Annotated in this window: 17 protein-coding genes and 1 tRNA gene; 8 read left to right on the top strand and 10 right to left on the bottom strand. The window is 68.7% G+C overall.

From position 1 onward, the window contains the following. Positions 1 to 37: 37 nt before the first annotated feature. Genes WFJ97_RS11560 through dnaK form a run of 4 tightly spaced genes read right to left on the bottom strand, consistent with a single transcriptional unit; the run spans position 38 to position 4,015 of the window. The gene (locus tag WFJ97_RS11560) at positions 38 to 454 is read right to left on the bottom strand and encodes a heat shock protein transcriptional repressor HspR (RefSeq protein ID WP_336641592.1); all 417 of its coding nucleotides are present in this window, start codon (positions 452 to 454) and stop codon (positions 38 to 40) included. A gap of 39 nt (positions 455 to 493) precedes the next feature. Beyond that, complete coding sequence (locus WFJ97_RS11555; protein WP_247624334.1) at positions 494 to 1,480, bottom strand: DnaJ C-terminal domain-containing protein; 987 nt, start codon at positions 1,478 to 1,480, stop codon at positions 494 to 496. Between the two features lie 7 nt (positions 1,481 to 1,487). Next, positions 1,488 to 2,147, bottom strand: a complete 660-nt coding sequence (locus WFJ97_RS11550) for a nucleotide exchange factor GrpE (RefSeq protein ID WP_336641591.1) — start codon at positions 2,145 to 2,147, stop codon at positions 1,488 to 1,490. 2 nt (positions 2,148 to 2,149) lie between these two features. After that, positions 2,150 to 4,015 carry a molecular chaperone DnaK gene (dnaK, locus tag WFJ97_RS11545; protein WP_336641590.1) on the bottom strand — a complete coding sequence of 622 codons (1,866 nt, stop codon included), beginning with the start codon at positions 4,013 to 4,015 and terminating at the stop codon, positions 2,150 to 2,152. Positions 4,016 to 4,221: 206 nt separating this feature from the next. Between dnaK and WFJ97_RS11540 the strand changes: the two genes are divergently transcribed. Next, positions 4,222 to 5,148 carry an NAD(P)/FAD-dependent oxidoreductase gene (locus tag WFJ97_RS11540; protein WP_336641589.1) on the top strand — a complete coding sequence of 309 codons (927 nt, stop codon included), beginning with the start codon at positions 4,222 to 4,224 and terminating at the stop codon, positions 5,146 to 5,148. 58 nt (positions 5,149 to 5,206) lie between these two features. Then, positions 5,207 to 5,863 carry a hypothetical protein gene (locus tag WFJ97_RS11535; protein ID WP_336641588.1) on the top strand — a complete coding sequence of 219 codons (657 nt, stop codon included), beginning with the start codon at positions 5,207 to 5,209 and terminating at the stop codon, positions 5,861 to 5,863. A gap of 15 nt (positions 5,864 to 5,878) precedes the next feature. Here WFJ97_RS11535 and WFJ97_RS11530 read toward each other — a convergent pair whose 3' ends face one another. Next, positions 5,879 to 6,340 (bottom strand): DUF3817 domain-containing protein, encoded by a 462-nt coding sequence (locus WFJ97_RS11530; protein ID WP_336641587.1) that lies wholly within the window; start codon positions 6,338 to 6,340, stop codon positions 5,879 to 5,881. A gap of 85 nt (positions 6,341 to 6,425) precedes the next feature. On the opposite strand from WFJ97_RS11530, the gene WFJ97_RS11525 reads away from it, so the two are divergent. Continuing rightward, positions 6,426 to 7,340, top strand: coding sequence for an AraC family transcriptional regulator (locus WFJ97_RS11525; RefSeq protein ID WP_336641586.1), 915 nt, complete (start codon positions 6,426 to 6,428; stop codon positions 7,338 to 7,340). Between the two features lie 100 nt (positions 7,341 to 7,440). Here the strand turns inward: WFJ97_RS11525 and WFJ97_RS11520 are convergent, their stop codons facing one another. Further along, positions 7,441 to 8,631: an MFS transporter gene (locus tag WFJ97_RS11520; RefSeq protein ID WP_336641585.1), complete on the bottom strand. Its 1,191-nt coding sequence runs from the start codon at positions 8,629 to 8,631 to the stop codon at positions 7,441 to 7,443. 129 nt (positions 8,632 to 8,760) lie between these two features. Between WFJ97_RS11520 and WFJ97_RS11515 the strand changes: the two genes are divergently transcribed. Next, positions 8,761 to 10,167: an MFS transporter gene (locus WFJ97_RS11515; protein WP_336641584.1), complete on the top strand. Its 1,407-nt coding sequence runs from the start codon at positions 8,761 to 8,763 to the stop codon at positions 10,165 to 10,167. 15 nt (positions 10,168 to 10,182) lie between these two features. Here WFJ97_RS11515 and WFJ97_RS11510 read toward each other — a convergent pair whose 3' ends face one another. After that, positions 10,183 to 10,740 (bottom strand): MarR family winged helix-turn-helix transcriptional regulator, encoded by a 558-nt coding sequence (locus WFJ97_RS11510; RefSeq protein WP_336641583.1) that lies wholly within the window; start codon positions 10,738 to 10,740, stop codon positions 10,183 to 10,185. 107 nt (positions 10,741 to 10,847) lie between these two features. On the opposite strand from WFJ97_RS11510, the gene WFJ97_RS11505 reads away from it, so the two are divergent. Further along, positions 10,848 to 11,534, top strand: coding sequence for a hypothetical protein (locus WFJ97_RS11505; protein ID WP_336641582.1), 687 nt, complete (start codon positions 10,848 to 10,850; stop codon positions 11,532 to 11,534). Between the two features lie 248 nt (positions 11,535 to 11,782). Here WFJ97_RS11505 and WFJ97_RS11500 read toward each other — a convergent pair whose 3' ends face one another. Together WFJ97_RS11500 and dcd are read right to left on the bottom strand one after the other, a co-directional pair. After that, positions 11,783 to 12,421 carry a hypothetical protein gene (locus WFJ97_RS11500; RefSeq protein ID WP_336641581.1) on the bottom strand — a complete coding sequence of 213 codons (639 nt, stop codon included), beginning with the start codon at positions 12,419 to 12,421 and terminating at the stop codon, positions 11,783 to 11,785. Between the two features lies 1 nt (position 12,422). Continuing rightward, on the bottom strand, positions 12,423 to 13,028 hold the full coding sequence (dcd, locus tag WFJ97_RS11495) for a dCTP deaminase (RefSeq protein ID WP_247624321.1): 606 nt from the start codon (positions 13,026 to 13,028) through the stop codon (positions 12,423 to 12,425). A gap of 165 nt (positions 13,029 to 13,193) precedes the next feature. Here dcd and WFJ97_RS11490 point away from each other — a divergent pair, with 165 nt between their 5' ends. Both WFJ97_RS11490 and WFJ97_RS11485 read left to right on the top strand, forming a co-directional pair. Then, positions 13,194 to 13,571, top strand: a complete 378-nt coding sequence (locus WFJ97_RS11490; RefSeq protein ID WP_336641580.1) for a hypothetical protein — start codon at positions 13,194 to 13,196, stop codon at positions 13,569 to 13,571. Positions 13,572 to 13,772: 201 nt separating this feature from the next. Beyond that, positions 13,773 to 14,159 carry a hypothetical protein gene (locus WFJ97_RS11485; protein ID WP_336641579.1) on the top strand — a complete coding sequence of 129 codons (387 nt, stop codon included), beginning with the start codon at positions 13,773 to 13,775 and terminating at the stop codon, positions 14,157 to 14,159. 166 nt (positions 14,160 to 14,325) lie between these two features. Here the strand turns inward: WFJ97_RS11485 and WFJ97_RS11480 are convergent, their stop codons facing one another. Next, on the bottom strand, positions 14,326 to 15,003 hold the full coding sequence (locus tag WFJ97_RS11480) for a GAP family protein (RefSeq protein WP_336641578.1): 678 nt from the start codon (positions 15,001 to 15,003) through the stop codon (positions 14,326 to 14,328). Positions 15,004 to 15,104: 101 nt separating this feature from the next. Between WFJ97_RS11480 and WFJ97_RS11475 the strand changes: the two genes are divergently transcribed. Beyond that, positions 15,105 to 15,178, top strand: a tRNA-Gly gene (locus WFJ97_RS11475). Positions 15,179 to 15,240: the final 62 nt, after the last annotated feature.

Below are 15,240 nucleotides of genomic sequence, written 5' to 3'. Positions count from 1 at the left end.
ACAGTTGACAGGATACACACCGGTCGGTGGGGAGAGGTCAGTTGCGCCCGTCGCGCGGGCTCCAGAGCACCACTTCGGTCGAACGACGCAGGCGTCGTCCCGACGGCATCGGCACCACACCGGATGAACCCGCCGCGAACACGCGCACTCCGGGTCGATTCTCGCGCTCGGAACGCAGAGAGGCCTCGAGGTCGGCGATGCGGCGGCGGAGCATCCGATTCTCGTCCTCGAGGTCGAGCAGTCGGGCGATCGCCGGCAGGCTCATCCCCTCGGACGACAGCTGGGCGACCTCACGGAGCTGCTCGATGTCGCGATGCGAGTACCGGCGAGAACCGCCGCGCGTGCGGCCGGGGGTGACCAGGCCGATGCGGTCGTACTGGCGCAGCGTCTGCGGGTGCATGCCCGCGAGCTCGGCCGCGATGGCGATCGCGAAGACCGGGGTGTCAGCGTCCATCCGACACCCCCGTCCTCGCGCACGAAGAGCGGATGCTCGTCATCGCCGCGCCTTCGCCATGAGCTCGGCGCGGGGGTTCTCGGTCGGCTCCAGGGCCTGGAACTTCTCGAGAGCCTCGCGCGCCGCCTCGTCGAGGTGCGTCGGCACGGCCACCTGCAGCTCGGCGAGCAGATCGCCGGTGCCCTTGCCGGTCGTGACGCCGCGGCCCTTGACCCGCAGCACCCGCCCGGAGGGGGTGCCGGGGGCGACCCGGAGCTTGACGACGTCTCCGCTCAGCGTGGGGACCTCGATGGTCGCGCCGAGCGTCGCCTCGGTGAAGGTCACCGGCACGACGACGCGCAGGTTGAGGCCGTCACGGGTGAAGACGGGATGCGGGCGCACCGTGATCTGCACCACGATGTCACCGCTCTCGCCCCCGTCCGGCGAAGGCCGACCGCGGCCGCGCAGACGGATCTTCTGCCCGTCGGCGACCCCGGCCGGGATCTTCACCTTGAACGGCTTGCCGTCGTCACCCTGCAGCGAGATCGTCTCCCCCTGCACGGCGGTGACGAAGTCGAGGGTGGTGCGGGCCGTGACGTCGGCACCGCGCTGCGGGCCGCCGAAGCCGCGGAATCCGCCGCTCGTCTGCCCGAAGCGTCCGTTGCCGAAGCCTCCTCCGCCCTGACCCTGGTTGAACATCGCGAAGATGTCCTCGAAGTCGGCGGACTGCCCGCGCCCTCCCTGGCCGAAGCGACTGAAGACGTCTTCGAACCCGCCGGCACCAGAGCCGCCCGCCGTGAAGCGGGCGCCCGAGCCCATGGCGCGGATCTCGTCGTACTCCTTGCGCTGCTCGGCGTCGGAGAGCACCGAGTACGCCTCGCTGATCTCCTTGAAGGTCGCCTCTGCCTTGGCATCACCCTGGTTGGAATCCGGGTGGTACTTCCGTGCGAGCTTGCGATAGGCCTTCTTGAGGTCGGCCTCGCTCACGTCCTTCGAGACCCCGAGAGTCTTGTAGAAGTCCTTGTCGAACCAATCCTGGCTAGCCATGCATCACCTACTCCGCGGGTACGGCGACGACGACCTTCGCAGGACGCAGCTCGACGTCTCCGAGGCGGTATCCCACCTCGACGACCTCGAGGATCGTGGTCGCCGTCGCGCCGGGCGTCGGCTGCTGGAAGATGGCCTCGTGGCGCTGCGGGTCGAACTCCTCGCCCTTCTCGCCGTACGAGACGACGCCGAGGCGCTCCACGACTGCGCGAACCTTCTCGGCGATCACCGCGAAGGGAGTGCCGTCGACGAGGTCGCCGTGCTGGCTGGCGCGATCGAGATCGTCGAGCACCGGGATCAGGCCCTTGACGGCCTCGCCCTTCGCGCGCTCGATCTCGACCTGGCGCGACTCCTCCGTGCGGCGACGGTAGTTCGCGTACTCGGCCTGCAGGCGCTTGAGGTCGTTGAGCAGCGTCGACTCGAGGTCGGCGAGCACGGCGTCCTCCGCCGCGGCCTCACCGGTCTGCGTCGCGCCGAGGATGTCGTCGACCGTGAGCCCTTCGACAGGCTCAGGAACCGAATCCATCGCGTCGACCGGCGTCTCGTCCGAGCCCTCGGCCGCTGCGGCCTCGGTGGAGTCCGGATTCTGCGGCGCGGGGCCGGATGCCTGAGCATCCGACCCCTCGCCTGCGACTCCGTTGTTCTCTTCGAAGTCCTTGTCAGCCATGATTACTTCTTCTCGTCCTCGTCGTCGACGACCTCGGCGTCGATGACATCCTCGTCGGACGAGGATGCATCACCCTGAGGAGCGTCGCCCTCGGGGGCGGCACCGGCCGCGGCATCCGCCTGGGACTGCGCGTAGATCGCCTCGCCCAGCTTCGTCTGCGACTCGTTGAGCTTGTCGAACGCGGTCTTCACGGCGTCGTCGTCCTCGCCGGCGAGAGCCGTCTTGAGGGCGTCGACGTCGGCCTGGACCGACTCCTTGACGTCGGCGGGGAGCTTGTCCTCGTTGTCCTTGATCAGCTTGTCGATCGAGTAGGCGAGGGTCTCGGCCTGGTTGCGGACCTCGGCGGCCTCACGGCGCTTCTTGTCCTCGGCAGCGTTCTCCTCGGCCTCGCGCACCATGCGCTCGATGTCGTCCTTCGACAGCGACGAGCCGCCGGTGATCGTCATCGACTGCTCCTTGCCCGTGCCCTTGTCCTTGGCGGACACGTGCACGATGCCGTTGGCGTCGATGTCGAAGGTCACCTCGACCTGCGGGATGCCGCGGGGGGCCGGGGCGATTCCGGTGAGCTCGAAGGTTCCGAGCGGCTTGTTGTCGCGGGTGAACTCGCGCTCGCCCTGGAAGACCTGGATCGCGACGGACGGCTGGTTGTCGTCGGCCGTGGTGAAGGTCTCGCTGCGCTTGGTCGGGATCGCGGTGTTGCGGTCGATGAGCTTCGTCATCATGCCGCCCTTGGTCTCGATGCCGAGGCTCAGCGGGGTGACGTCGATGAGGAGGACGTCCTTGCGCTCGCCCTTCAGGACACCGGCCTGCAGAGCGGCGCCGACGGCGACGACCTCGTCCGGGTTGACGCCCTTGTTCGCTTCCTTGCCGGTCTCGCGCTTGACGAGCTCGGCGACGGCGGGCATACGCGTCGATCCACCGACGAGCACGATGTGGTCGATGTCGGCGACCTTGATGCCGGCTTCGCGGATGACGTCCTCGAAGGGCTTCTTGGTGCGGTCGAGCAGGTCCTTCGTGAGGTCCTCGAACTTCGCGCGGGTGATGGTCTCGCTGAGCGAGACGGGGCCCGAGTCGGTGAGCGAGAGGTACGGGAGGTTGATCGAGGTGCTCGTCGAGGACGAGAGCTCCTTCTTCGCCTGCTCCGCGGCCTCCTTGAGGCGCTGCAGGGCGATCTTGTCACCCGAGACGTCGACGCCGGTCGTGGACTTGAACTGCGAGATCAGGTAGTCGACGAGGCGCTGGTCCCAGTCGTCTCCACCGAGACGGTTGTCACCGGCGGTCGAGCGCACCTGGATGGTCGAGAAGTCGTCGTCCTTGCCCACTTCGAGCAGCGAGACGTCGAACGTTCCACCACCGAGGTCGAAGACCAGGATGAGCTCGTCTTCCTTGCCCTTGTCGAGACCGTACGCGAGGGCCGCGGCGGTGGGCTCGTTGATGATGCGCAGGACGTTGAGGCCCGCGATCTCGCCGGCCTCCTTGGTGGCCTGGCGCTCGGCGTCGTTGAAGTACGCGGGGACGGTGATGACCGCGTCGGTCACCGTGTCGCCCAGGTACGACTCGGCGTCGCGCTTGAGCTTCATGAGGATGCGCGCGGAGATCTCCTGCGGCGTCCACTTCTTGCCGTCGACGTCGAAGGTCCAGTCGGTTCCGATGTGACGCTTGACCGACGCGATGGTGCGGTCGACGTTCGTGACGGCCTGGCGCTTGGCGGTCTCGCCGACGAGCACCTCGCCGTCCTTGGTGAAGGCGACCACCGACGGGGTGGTGCGGAAGCCCTCGGCGTTGGCGATGACCTTCGGCTCGCCGCCCTCGAGGACGCTGACGACGGAGTTCGTCGTACCGAGGTCGATTCCCACAGCACGTGCCATGTTGTTCTCCTTTGTGTTGCTGACGATGGTTGGTCTGAAAATCTGCGGCGATCAGGAAACCTGAGTCGCGATGGCTCAACTGTACATCGACCCAAGATGAGTGTCAAACAAACTTGATATGAACTGGCTCAACTTTGTCTTCACGAGCCACCCGCGTGGGGGACGTGGCAGGATGGAAGTAAGGTGAGCCTTACCCGAAGGATGCTGTGGACCACACCGAATACGACGTGATCATCATCGGCGGCGGCCCCGCCGGACTCTCGGCCGCCCTCAACCTCGGCCGCTCCATCGCCCGGGTGCTCGTCGTCGACGCCGACCGGCCGCGCAACGCCGCCACACTCGCCTCGCACGGATTTCTGACGCGCGACGGCATCCCGCCGCACGAGCTGCGTCGGCTCGCCCGCGCGGAGCTCGCGGCGTATCCGAACGTCGAGATCCGCTCACGGGTGCGGGTGGTCTCGCTGCGACGGACGGATGCCGGGTTCACGGCCGAGATCGGCCGCCGCGAGCCCGCGGGAACGGCATCCGCCCCGGCGGTGCTGATCGCGACCGGCCTGCGCGAGACGCTCCCCGCGGTGCCGGATCTGCGCGGCTTCTACGGCATGAGCCTGTTCAGCTGCGCCGCCTGCGATGCGTGGGAGCTGCAGGGGCGCACACTCGCCCTCATCGGCGAGACGACGGACCTCGCCGACCGCGCCCGCCTGATCTCGCGCTGGACCGAGAGCCTCACGGTGTTCACGAACGGAGCCTCGGTCGTGAGCGCGCAGGAGGAGGCCGAACTCGCCGCCGCCGGAGCGGTGGTGCAGCGGCATCCGATCGTCGAGCTCGTCGGCGACCGCGGGCAGCTCGAGGCCGTGCGGCTCGCCGACGGCACCTCCGTCGCGATCGAGGGCGGCTTCGTCCGCCCGGAGTGGGATGCCTCTCTGCCCTTCCTCGACGGCATCGACCCGGCGCGCGACGCCGCGGGCCACCTGCTCACCGATCGCTCCGGGCGCACCGACGTCGCGGGGTTGTACGCGGCGGGCGATGCGGCGGCGCCCGGCCCCCAGCAGTTGATCGTGGCGGCGGGAGCGGGCGCGCGGGTCGCGGCGGTCATCGTGCACGACGGACTCGGGATCGCGACCTCGCACTGACGCCGCATGGGCAGTCCTGCCCCTGTGCGAGGTGAACGCGAGTGATTAGGCTCCCCGTATGCCCTCGATGCCCCTCCCCCGTCTCGCCGCCGCCCTCGTCGTGACCGCGGCCCTCCTTCCGCTGAGCGGCTGCATCTACGCCCAGATCCCCGCCGACGCGCCCGCAGCGGAGGACACGACCACCCCCGCGCCGGAGGAGACGTCGACCGCCGACGGCATCCCGACCACGCTGTCGTTCGACGACGGTCTCTCCCTCCCGTCGACCGCCTACATCCAGTGGGGCGACGGACTGCTCGTCGACGAGGGGTGGGAGATGGCCTCGCCCGACGACGGGCAGGGAAACTGGAGCTACGCCACGGTCGACGGCTCCTGCACCGCGCACTTCTGGCAGGGCACGATCGGTGCCGACATGCAGGTCGCCGGCGACGACAGCGCCACGTCGGATGCCGTCATCGCCGCCGTCCTCGGAGGATCTCCCGACGACATCACCCCGAACGCGACGACGGGCGCGTTCAGCTACCAGGTCGGCGGCAACGACGCGGTCGAGAACCGCCAGGTGGTCGGCCAGGACACCGGTCGCACGTGGATCATGGCGGCTCGTGCGTTCAGCGAGGTCGGCGTCGGGCTGTACGTCATCGTCGACTGCACGACCGGCGACCCCGCGGCGGTGCTCGCCGAGATCGCGGACACCAACTCGGTCGTCGTCACGCCCTGAGCGGTGCGGACGCGCTCACTTGCCGCCGGGAGGACCCGCGATCAGCAGGATCACGTAGAGGGCGACGATCGCCACGGCCAGCAGGAGCACGAGCACGACCGGCCGACGCAGGAACCAGCGCATGAGGCGGTCGTACCAGCGGCGGTCGCGCGGGTCGTCGGTGGCCTCGAGGCGCCAGGCTCCCGCGAGGCGCCCGGTGCGGTGCAGCCAGATCTCCATGGGGATCGTCGCATACGGCACCACGGCGCTCGCGACCGCGAGGATCGCGACCCCGATGTGCCAGCGCTGATTGACGGCGACGAGCAGCGCGGTCGCCCCGTAGGCGAGGAACACGAACCCGTGGATGCCTCCGCCGATCGTCACCACGATGCCCGGGGCGCCGAGGGCGCGGGCGATGATCGCGCCGATCAGGAGGGTCCAGGTGATCGCCTCCGCGATCGCGAGAACTCGGTACAGGCGGTCGGGCGTTCGAAACACGGGACTCCTCGGGTGGGGGTGGTTCCAGGGTATCGGCGGCTCCTATGAGCGGAATAAGGCCGGGCACGACCGCGTTTCCGAAAGCATGACTGTGGATGCGGATGCTCTGGCGCGCGTGCTCGCGACCGTCGACCTCCGCGTGGGCTTCGCCCGCCGCGTCCCCATCTCCTCGGGCGAGCTGCTGCCGATGATGCCCGACGCCATGACGCTCGTCTACGTCGCCGAGGGCGGGGTGGCGGGGCATCCGCCGCTCCAGGCCGGATGCCGCCTCGACGTCGATCGCTCCTCGCAGGAGGTGTCGGTCGATGCCGGCGCACCGCGCGATCTCCTGGTCTCCGGCGACGCCTTCCTCACACGGGGCGGCTCCCCCTTCGCTCTCGAGGCCGACGGCGACACCACTCTCATCGTGCTCGACATCGAACTCGCCGACGCGGCATCCCCGCTGCTCGCCCTGCTGCCCGATCTCGTGACCGTCACCGGCTTCGACGCTCTCGAACCCGCCGCCGCCACGCTCGCCGCCGGCATGGGACTCGTCGACCCGACGCAGTTCCCGCTCCGGCGCACCGACCCGGTGATCTGCAAGCTCATGGCGACCACCGTGTTCCTGTCGGTGATCCGTGCGTGGGCCGAGAACGGCTGCGCGCCCGCCGGATGGCTGCAGACGTCGAGCGACCCGTTCCTCGACCGCGTGATCGACGCGATCCACGACGAGCCCGGCCGCGACTGGACCGTCGAGCGCCTCGCGAGCGTCGGCGCGATGTCGCGCTCGACCTTCGCGGAGCGGTTCCGCAGCGCGATCGGACGCTCCCCCGCCGAGTACGTCACCGAGGTGCGCGTCGATCAGGCCAAGCGGATGCTCGACGCCGGGCGGTCCGTGTCCGACATCTCGCGCGCTCTGGGCTACGCCTCCGACGAGGGGTTCAGCCGCGCCTTCCGCCGACGCACCGGCATGACCCCGTCATCGTGGCGCCTGGCCCACCGCACGCCGGTCTCTGCATAGCCTCTCGCGAGCGAAAACGGAGACGTCACGGTCGAGGCTCGGCGTGTCCCCCTCGGACACGCCGAGGGAGACTCGACCGGTCTGGGTTTTCGTCCGGGGCTCAGCCGCGCACGCGGTTCGAGAGCCCGAAGAGCACGGCGCCGATGACCAGGAGTGACGCCCCCAGCACGTAGGCGAGCTCGACCCCGGCTCCGTCGACGAGGAATCCGCCGAGTCCGGCCGCGAGCATGATGGCGCCCTGGAATCCGACGACCACCAGGCTTCCGCCGGCCTCCAGTCGCGACGGCATGCGATGCCCGACCCACGTGTTCACCACGATCAGCCACGAGGCGAAGAAGAAGCCCCACACGAACACGACGACCGCGATGCCGACGACCGAGCCCGAGAGCAGCAACATCGAGGCGACTGACACGGCGATCACCAGGGGCGCGAGCACGGCGAAGAACGCGAAGGTCTTGTCGATCACGAAACCGATGACGAGATTGCCGATCAGACCTCCGGCGCCGAACAGCGCGAGCAGCACGACGATGGTCGTGGCATCCGCATCGGGAATGCGCTCGAGCGCGAGCCGCACGTACGTGTAGGCGAGGAAGTGCCCGAGGACGACGAAGACGTGACCGATCAGACCGAGTCCGATACCGGGCTGACGGACCGTATCGACCAGCAGACGGATGCTCGACGCCTGCGCCGCGGGCACCGAGGGCAGCAGTGCGCGCAGGGCGATCGCGAGGAGTCCGGTGGCGACGCCCGCGATCGCGAACACCGTGCGCCAGTCGACGATCTCGGCGAGCATCACGCCGAGCGGCACACCCGCGACGGTCGCGAGCGAGGTGCCGGCGGCAGTGAACATCACGGCGCGGCCGAGGCGCTCGGGGCCCGCGATGCGCGCCGCGACGGTGATCGACATCGACCAGAAGGCGCTGATCGCCGCCCCCAGCAGGAACCGGGCGAGCAGCACGATGATCAGGTTGGGGGCGATCGCCACGATGAGGTTCGAGACGGCGGCGGCGAGCGCCATCCACACCAGCAGCGACCGGCGGTCGAGGCGCGGGAAGACGAGCCCGATGGTCGGCGCGACGATGAATCCGACGAGCGCGGTGACCGTCACGGTCTGACCGGCCTGCCCGGGCGTCACGCCGAGCGCGGTGGCCATCTCGGTGAGCACGCCGTTGGGCAGGAACTCCGCCGTCACGAGCAGGAAGCTCATGAGCATGACGACGATGAGCCCGCCGTAGCGCATCCGTCCGGCCGGGGCGGATGCGGTGGTGGGCACGGGGGAGGTGATCGTCATGCCTTCAGCCTGGTGCACACGGATGCAGCGCGCCCGACCGCGCGTCCACGGCATCCGACCGATCGTCCGGGGCCTGCGGCACGGCGCGCCGTCACCGACCGTTCACCGGGTGCGGCCAGACTTCGATTCATGAGCGCACCCGAATCCCAGCCCGGCGTCCCCGAGCCGGTCGCCACGGCGAACAGCGGCGCCGTCGCCGTCATCGGCCTCGAGTTGCGCGGCGAGACACCGGCCCCCAAGAAGCAGGTCTTCTCGTGGGCGCTGTGGGATTGGGCGACGCAGCCCTTCAACACCGTCATCCTGACCTTCGTCTTCACCGCCCTCTATCTCGTGGGCGAGGGGTTCCTGCCCGCCGACATCGCGGCGCTCGACGAGAACGACCCGGTGCGGCTGGCGGCCGAGGCCGACCTGACCTCGGGCCTCGGCATGGGATCGACGATCGCGGCGTTCGGCATCTTGCTGCTCGCGCCCGTGCTGGGCCAGCGAGCGGATGCCGCGGGGCGGCAGAAGCTCTGGTTGGGCATCGGCACCGGTGCCCTGATCCTGTGCATGCTGGGGCTGTGGTTCGTCGAGCCGACGCCGAGCCTGTTCTGGCTGGGCGTCGCGCTGATCTCGGCGGCGACGGTGTTCCAGGAGATCGCGGCGGTCAACTCCAACGCGATGCTCATCGGCATCGCGAACCCGAAGAACGTCGGACGCATCTCGGGTCTCGGCTGGGGCTTCGGCTATCTCGGCGGCATCATCGCCCTCGCGATCGTGGTGGCGTTGAACGCGGTCGGCTGGTTCGGGATGCCGACCGACAACGGTCTCGTCTACCGCCTGATCGCGGTCGGCTGCGCGGTGTGGGCGATCGTGTTCAGCATTCCGATCTTCCTCAACGTGCCCGAGCCCTCGCTCGGCCGCCCCGAGCGCAAGGTGGGATTCTTCCGCTCCTACGTGCTGCTCGTGAAGGATGTCGCCGGTCTCTACCGCGACCCCGAGACGCGCCCGACGTTCTGGTATCTGCTCTCGAGCGCCGTCTTCCGCGACGGCCTCGGCGGAGTTTTCGCGTTCGGGGCGATCATCGGCACCGCGGTCTTCCGCTTCGAGACCGACGACATCATCATCTTCGGCATCGCCGCGAACCTCATCGCCGGGGTCTCGACGATCCTCGCCGGGCGCCTCGACGACCGCGTCGGCCCGAAGCGCATCATCCTCGTGTCGATCGGCTCGATGATCGTCGCGGGACTCGCGGTCTTCCTGCTGCGCGACGGCGGGGCGATGGTGTTCTGGATCGGCGGACTCGTCCTGTGCGCGTTCGTCGGACCGGCGCAGGCCGCCGCGCGTTCGTTCCTCGCCCGGGTCACCCCGGCCGGACGCGAGGGCGAGATCTTCGGCCTCTACGCGACGACCGGCCGCGCGGCGAGCTGGATGGCCTCGGGCGCCTGGACGCTGCTCATCGTGCTCACGGCGCAGACCGCCTTCGGCATCCTGGGCATCATGATCGTGCTGATCATCGGCTTCCTGCTGCTGCTGCCCGTGAAGGCGCCGCGCTGATCGGAGCCCCGCGGGCTAGCGCTGCCAGTTGTCGGCGAGCTTGTTGAGGAGACGGGCCAGCTCGGTGCGCTCCTCGTCGGTGAACGCCGCGAGCGCGCCACTGAGCAGCTGACGCCTCTCGCCCCGCACGCCGCGGGCGAGGCTGCGTCCCTCGTCGGTGAGTGCGATGCGCGTGCGACGGGCGTCATCGGGATCGGCTTCGCGCCGCAGGAACCCATGGTCGACACCCTGCTGCACGAGCCGCGAGGCGCGCGGCTGGTCGACGCCGATCGCCGCGCCGAGCTCGCTCACGCTGAGCGGTGCGGATGCGGCGGCGAGGGCTTCGAGCATCCGCATGCGCGCGGGGCCGCCGAGGCGGCCGGAGGGATCGCCCATCCACGGGGGCATGCCGGGGTGCCCGTGGCCGAAGGGTCCCCCGCGCTCTCCCCCGCGCGGTCCGCCGTGCCAGCCGTGCGGACCGCCGTGACCGTGATCGTGGGGCCCGCGGTCGCCCCGGTCGCCCGGCCGACGTCCGCGCAGACGGGACAGGGCCTGGGCGATCGCTTCGGCGGGGTCGATCTCTTCGGTGCTCACACATCGATTTTACATGCGACTTGACATGCATTCGCATCGCATGTCACACTACATGTACATGCACAGTGACATACACGTGCACCCTGACATGCAAAAGGACGCAACCCATGAACACCTCTGAACTGAACCCCGAGAACACCACCCGCCCCTTCGGCTACTGGCTGAAGGCCGTCGGCCGCCTCATGGCGGCCGAGTTCGCCGCCGCCTTCGACCGCGAGGGCGATGAGGTCGGTCGCCGAGACTGGCGCCTCCTCAACGTCGTCGACGGCACGATGCCGGCGCGACGCCCCCTGAACGATCACAAGCTACACCGCCTCATCGAGCGCGGCTGGGTCATCGCCGACGGCGACGGCTGGACGCTCACCGATGACGGACGCGCCGCGAAGGACCGCCTCGGCGCGATCGTCGACGGCATCCGCGCGAAGGTCACGGGAGCCGTCTCCGAAGACGAGCTCGCCACCACCCTCGCCTCGCTCGAGAAGATCGCCCGCGCCTTCGGGTGGGACGAGGAGACTCCTCTCCCCCGGTCGCGCCGCCATGGCTTCGGCCCCCGCGGACGCTTCGGAAAGCACGCCGGCCCGCGGCACGGCTTCGGCCGCCGTGACGGTTTCGGCCCCCGACACGGCTCCGGCCACGACGCGGACTGCGGCCACGGCTCCCACGGCGAGCGCGGTCACGGACCCCACGCCCACGGTGACCACCGCGGGCACGGTCCGCACCGCGCCGCTCGCCTGGCGCAGCACGCCTACGAGCGCGGCTTCGACGCCGGCTTCAGCCGCGGACGCGACGCCTGACCCGAGTCACCCCATCGAGAGAGGGGCGGATGCTTCGGCATCCGCCCCTCTCTCGTCGTGCCCCTGTACCCAACTCAGGAAGAATGGCGCTCACACCCGTCGAATCGGCCGAAACTGCGCCGATTCACGGCATCCGTCCTGAGTTAGTGCCACGCTCCCCGTTCACAACTCCTCACAACCGCCCGCCGCAACCCCAGAAATCCGGGTTTCCGGGCCTTCGAGTCCCGTTTCTCCGGAGTTATGAACGCTCAGATCGGCAGAGCGTCGGAGCCGGACACCGGCGCCGAGGCCACGAGGGTGCCCGATCCGTGGTCGGACGAGGCATCGTCGAAGCCCGGGATGTTCAGGGTCGTGCTCGTCGCGAGGTAGATGACGAGGGCGATCGCCCCGGCGAGCAGCAACACGAGAATGCTGAAGATCGCGACGGTCCACGCCCGGTACCCGCCGGATGCCGGAACCTCGGGTGCTACGAATGCCGGGTCGGGCTCGGGCGCCGTCGACGCGGCGTCGGGAACGACGGCGGGCACCGACGCGGGCGGGGTACGCCGACGCAGCGATGCGGATGCCGGAGCACCCGCGGCATCTCCGTCGAACGCCGGCGGCGGAGGGACCACAGCGTCACCGGTCGTTCCCTCGAAAGCGGGAGGCGGCGGAACGATGTCGTCGGTGGACGCCGACAACGGTGGAACCGAACCGGTCAGCGGACCGTCGAACGCAGGCGGCGGGGGCACGACGAGGTCGGCCCGATTGTCGTCGAAGACCGGGGGCGGCGGCACGACCGCGGCGGCCGCGGCATCGTCGAAGACGGGAGGCGGCGGAACGACGGCATCCGCCTCGCCGTTCTCGCGCTTGTCGGGGTCGGGCGGGGTGGTGCTGTCGCTGGTCATGTCAGCCTCCGAGGGCTCCGACGTCTGTGACGCCGACGTCTGTGCGATGGAAATTCTGGAAGGAACGGGATGCCGTCGGCCCCCGCTGTCCCTGGTACCGATTGCCGTAGGGGCCGGAGCCGTAGGGGTTCTCGGCGGGCGAGGTCAGGCGGAAGAAGCAGAGCTGCCCGATCTTCATGCCCGGCCACAGCTTGATCGGCAGCGTCGCGACGTTGGCGAGTTCGAGCGTGACGTGTCCGGTGAAACCCGGGTCGATGAACCCGGCGGTGGAGTGGGTGATGAGTCCGAGGCGTCCGAGCGACGACTTGCCCTCGAGGCGGGCGGCGACGTCGTCGGCCAGGCTGACCTGCTCGAACGTCGCGCCGAGCGCGAACTCGCCCGGGTGCAGGATGAACGGCTCGTCGGGGTCGACCTCGATCAGACGGGTGAGCTCGGGCTGATCGACCGAGGGATCGATGAAGGGGTACTTGTGGTTGTCGAACAGCCGGAAGTACCGGTCGAGGCGCACGTCAACGCTCGACGGCTGCACCATCGCCGGGTCGTGCGGCGAGAGCCCGATCTTGCCGGATGCGAGTTCTGCCCTGATGTCGCGGTCGCTGAGAAGCACGGGTTCAGCCTAGTTGTCTCGCCGTTCGGAGAGGTGCCGCCGAGGTATGCCGGTGGATCGCGACCGATTCGAATAATCACAACGTCTGGATAGACAACGGGCTCACCCCCGGGCTCGTTGATCAATGAAGAAGAACGACCGGAGATAGACATGTCGATGACGACAATGGCCAAGACCGACAGGACGAAGGCGAAGAAGAGCCGCTGGGCAGCACTCGCGCTCGCTGCCCTCGTGGTGGCAGGCGGGAGCGTGGCAGTTCCTCAGGCGGCGAGCGCTGCGACGAAGACCTGTGGAGCCGACGGCTACAGTTGTTCCACCACGGTGTCTGCCAAGAGCAAGATCACCATTCGGGCGATCGATACCAGCAACCGCACCAAGTCGAAGAGCTACACGGTGAAGACCTTGGGCGGCACGACGATGTGCTCAGGGAAGATCACCGTCAACGGTGGCAGCAAGGCCTGCTACCTGGGCGGATACAAGGGCAAGGTGAAGATCACCGTCTCAAAGGACTGGTCGGCGGGAGCACGGATCACCACCTCCTGATCAGCTCCCCCGCCTGATCTGAACAACAGAAGCGCACCTCCGGCACCCCTCCGGAGGTGCGTTTCTGCGTTGCCAGCGGATGCGATCGAGGCATACCGGTGGATCGCGACCGATTCTCATGGGCCCACCGTCTGGTAGACAACGGGCTCACCCCGGGCCCGGTATCCCCCGAAGAAGAATGACCGGAGAACAAACATGTCGATGACGACGATCACCAAAAAGAACTCGATGAAGAAGACGGGACGCTGGCAGGCAGCACTGCTCGCAGGCCTGGTGCTGGCAGGGTCGGTGGCCGTGCCGCAGGCGGCGACCGCGGCGAACAAGACGCAGGCCCATTGCGGAAGCGCGTCGAGCACGACGTGTCAGCTTACGACGAAGGCAAACGGAGCCATCCACTTCCGGGTCACCGCGAACGTGTCGCGCACCAAGGCGATGCCGTACACGGTCAAGACCAGCAGCGGCCGGACGTTGTGCAGCGGAACGACCAAGACCGGATCGCTGAAGATTTGCTCGTTCCGCTACTCAGGCACGGTGAAGGTCAGCGTCAAGACCCCGTACATGGCGTTCCCCAGCATCACGGCATACTGATTCGCTTCGCCTCGCCTCGCCTCGCCTCGCCTCGCCTCGCCTCGCCTCGCCTCGCACTGAGCATCCGCTCGTGAGTGTGACGCGGTAATTCGAAGACGCACCTCCGGGAGGCTCCGGAGGTGCGTCTTCGACGGTTTCACCAGCATCGAAGCATCCGCTCGCGCGCCTACGGCCAGAGGATGCCGAGACCACTGCCGATGGCCGAGAACCCGAGCACGAGGAACAGCACGCACATGATCGTGTGATTCTCGCGGCTCAACCAGACATGCAGTGAACTCAGCGGGGCGCGCAGGCGCTCGGCCGCGATCGCGTAGGCGACGACGGGCACCAGCACGGTGGATGCCGCGATCAACGCGAACACCACCAACGGGATGAGCAGCTCATCGGCCGTGAGGTCGGACGTACCGAGATCGATGGCGACGCTCGTGCTGAAGATGAACGTCTTCGGATTCACGACCGCGAGGAACAGGCCGAAGCGCAGCCCTCCGCCGAATCCGAGGGAGTCGACCTTCTGCATCCACGCGGGGAGCTTCGGTGTCTCGTCGCCCTTGGGGCGCTTGCGCCACTGGGCGACCGAGAGCACGAGCAGCAGTCCGCCGAGCGCGAGCTTGACCAGACCGGCGGCGATGCTCGGGTGCGAATCATCGCGGTCGGGCAGGAACGTCGACAGCGCCGTGAGCACACCGATGACGGCGAGGATGCCGACGACCCACCCGATCGAGAAGCCCACGCTGCTCGTGCGCGCCTTCGGGCTCAACAGCGTGAGGATGACGACGATGATCGGCAGCGGACTGATCGCGATGCCGAGCGCGAACGGGAGAAGCTCCCCGATGACACTGCCCATGTCCCCATCATGGCGCGGAACCGCGTCGGGCGGAGCGCTTTGGTCATGCGGCGGACGGCGGGTAGGCTGGCGTCACCCCGTTCCGCGAGGATGTGGGGTGCGGGGCTGTAGTTCAATGGTAGAACTTCTGCTTCCCAAGCAGACAGCGCGGGTTCGATTCCCGTCAGCCCCTCCATATGTGACGTCGAGACGCATCTGCCTCGTGTCGTCGTGCAGCCGCTGCGACGCCTCCCGATA

Source organism: Microbacterium sp. USHLN272, from assembly GCF_037149655.1.
In the GTDB taxonomy this organism is placed as follows: domain Bacteria; phylum Actinomycetota; class Actinomycetes; order Actinomycetales; family Microbacteriaceae; genus Microbacterium; species Microbacterium galbinum.
Note: the sequence above shows the minus strand (reverse complement) of the source record. Positions and strands in the feature narration are given on the sequence as shown.

Coding starts and splice junctions, on each gene's coding strand:
- WFJ97_RS11480 (WP_336641578.1), bottom strand. CDS start 15,003: ATGGGCAGTGTCATCGGGGAGCTTCTCCCGTTCGCGCTCGGCATCGCG.
- WFJ97_RS11535 (WP_336641588.1), top strand. CDS start 5,207: ATGCCCTCGATGCCCCTCCCCCGTCTCGCCGCCGCCCTCGTCGTGACC.
- WFJ97_RS11490 (WP_336641580.1), top strand. CDS start 13,194: ATGGCCAAGACCGACAGGACGAAGGCGAAGAAGAGCCGCTGGGCAGCA.
- WFJ97_RS11560 (WP_336641592.1), bottom strand. CDS start 454: ATGGACGCTGACACCCCGGTCTTCGCGATCGCCATCGCGGCCGAGCTC.
- WFJ97_RS11525 (WP_336641586.1), top strand. CDS start 6,426: ATGACTGTGGATGCGGATGCTCTGGCGCGCGTGCTCGCGACCGTCGAC.
- WFJ97_RS11500 (WP_336641581.1), bottom strand. CDS start 12,421: ATGACCAGCGACAGCACCACCCCGCCCGACCCCGACAAGCGCGAGAAC.
- WFJ97_RS11555 (WP_247624334.1), bottom strand. CDS start 1,480: ATGGCTAGCCAGGATTGGTTCGACAAGGACTTCTACAAGACTCTCGGG.
- dnaK (WP_336641590.1), bottom strand. CDS start 4,015: ATGGCACGTGCTGTGGGAATCGACCTCGGTACGACGAACTCCGTCGTC.
- WFJ97_RS11485 (WP_336641579.1), top strand. CDS start 13,773: ATGACGACGATCACCAAAAAGAACTCGATGAAGAAGACGGGACGCTGG.
- WFJ97_RS11505 (WP_336641582.1), top strand. CDS start 10,848: ATGAACACCTCTGAACTGAACCCCGAGAACACCACCCGCCCCTTCGGC.
- WFJ97_RS11550 (WP_336641591.1), bottom strand. CDS start 2,147: ATGGCTGACAAGGACTTCGAAGAGAACAACGGAGTCGCAGGCGAGGGG.
- WFJ97_RS11520 (WP_336641585.1), bottom strand. CDS start 8,631: ATGACGATCACCTCCCCCGTGCCCACCACCGCATCCGCCCCGGCCGGA.
- WFJ97_RS11515 (WP_336641584.1), top strand. CDS start 8,761: ATGAGCGCACCCGAATCCCAGCCCGGCGTCCCCGAGCCGGTCGCCACG.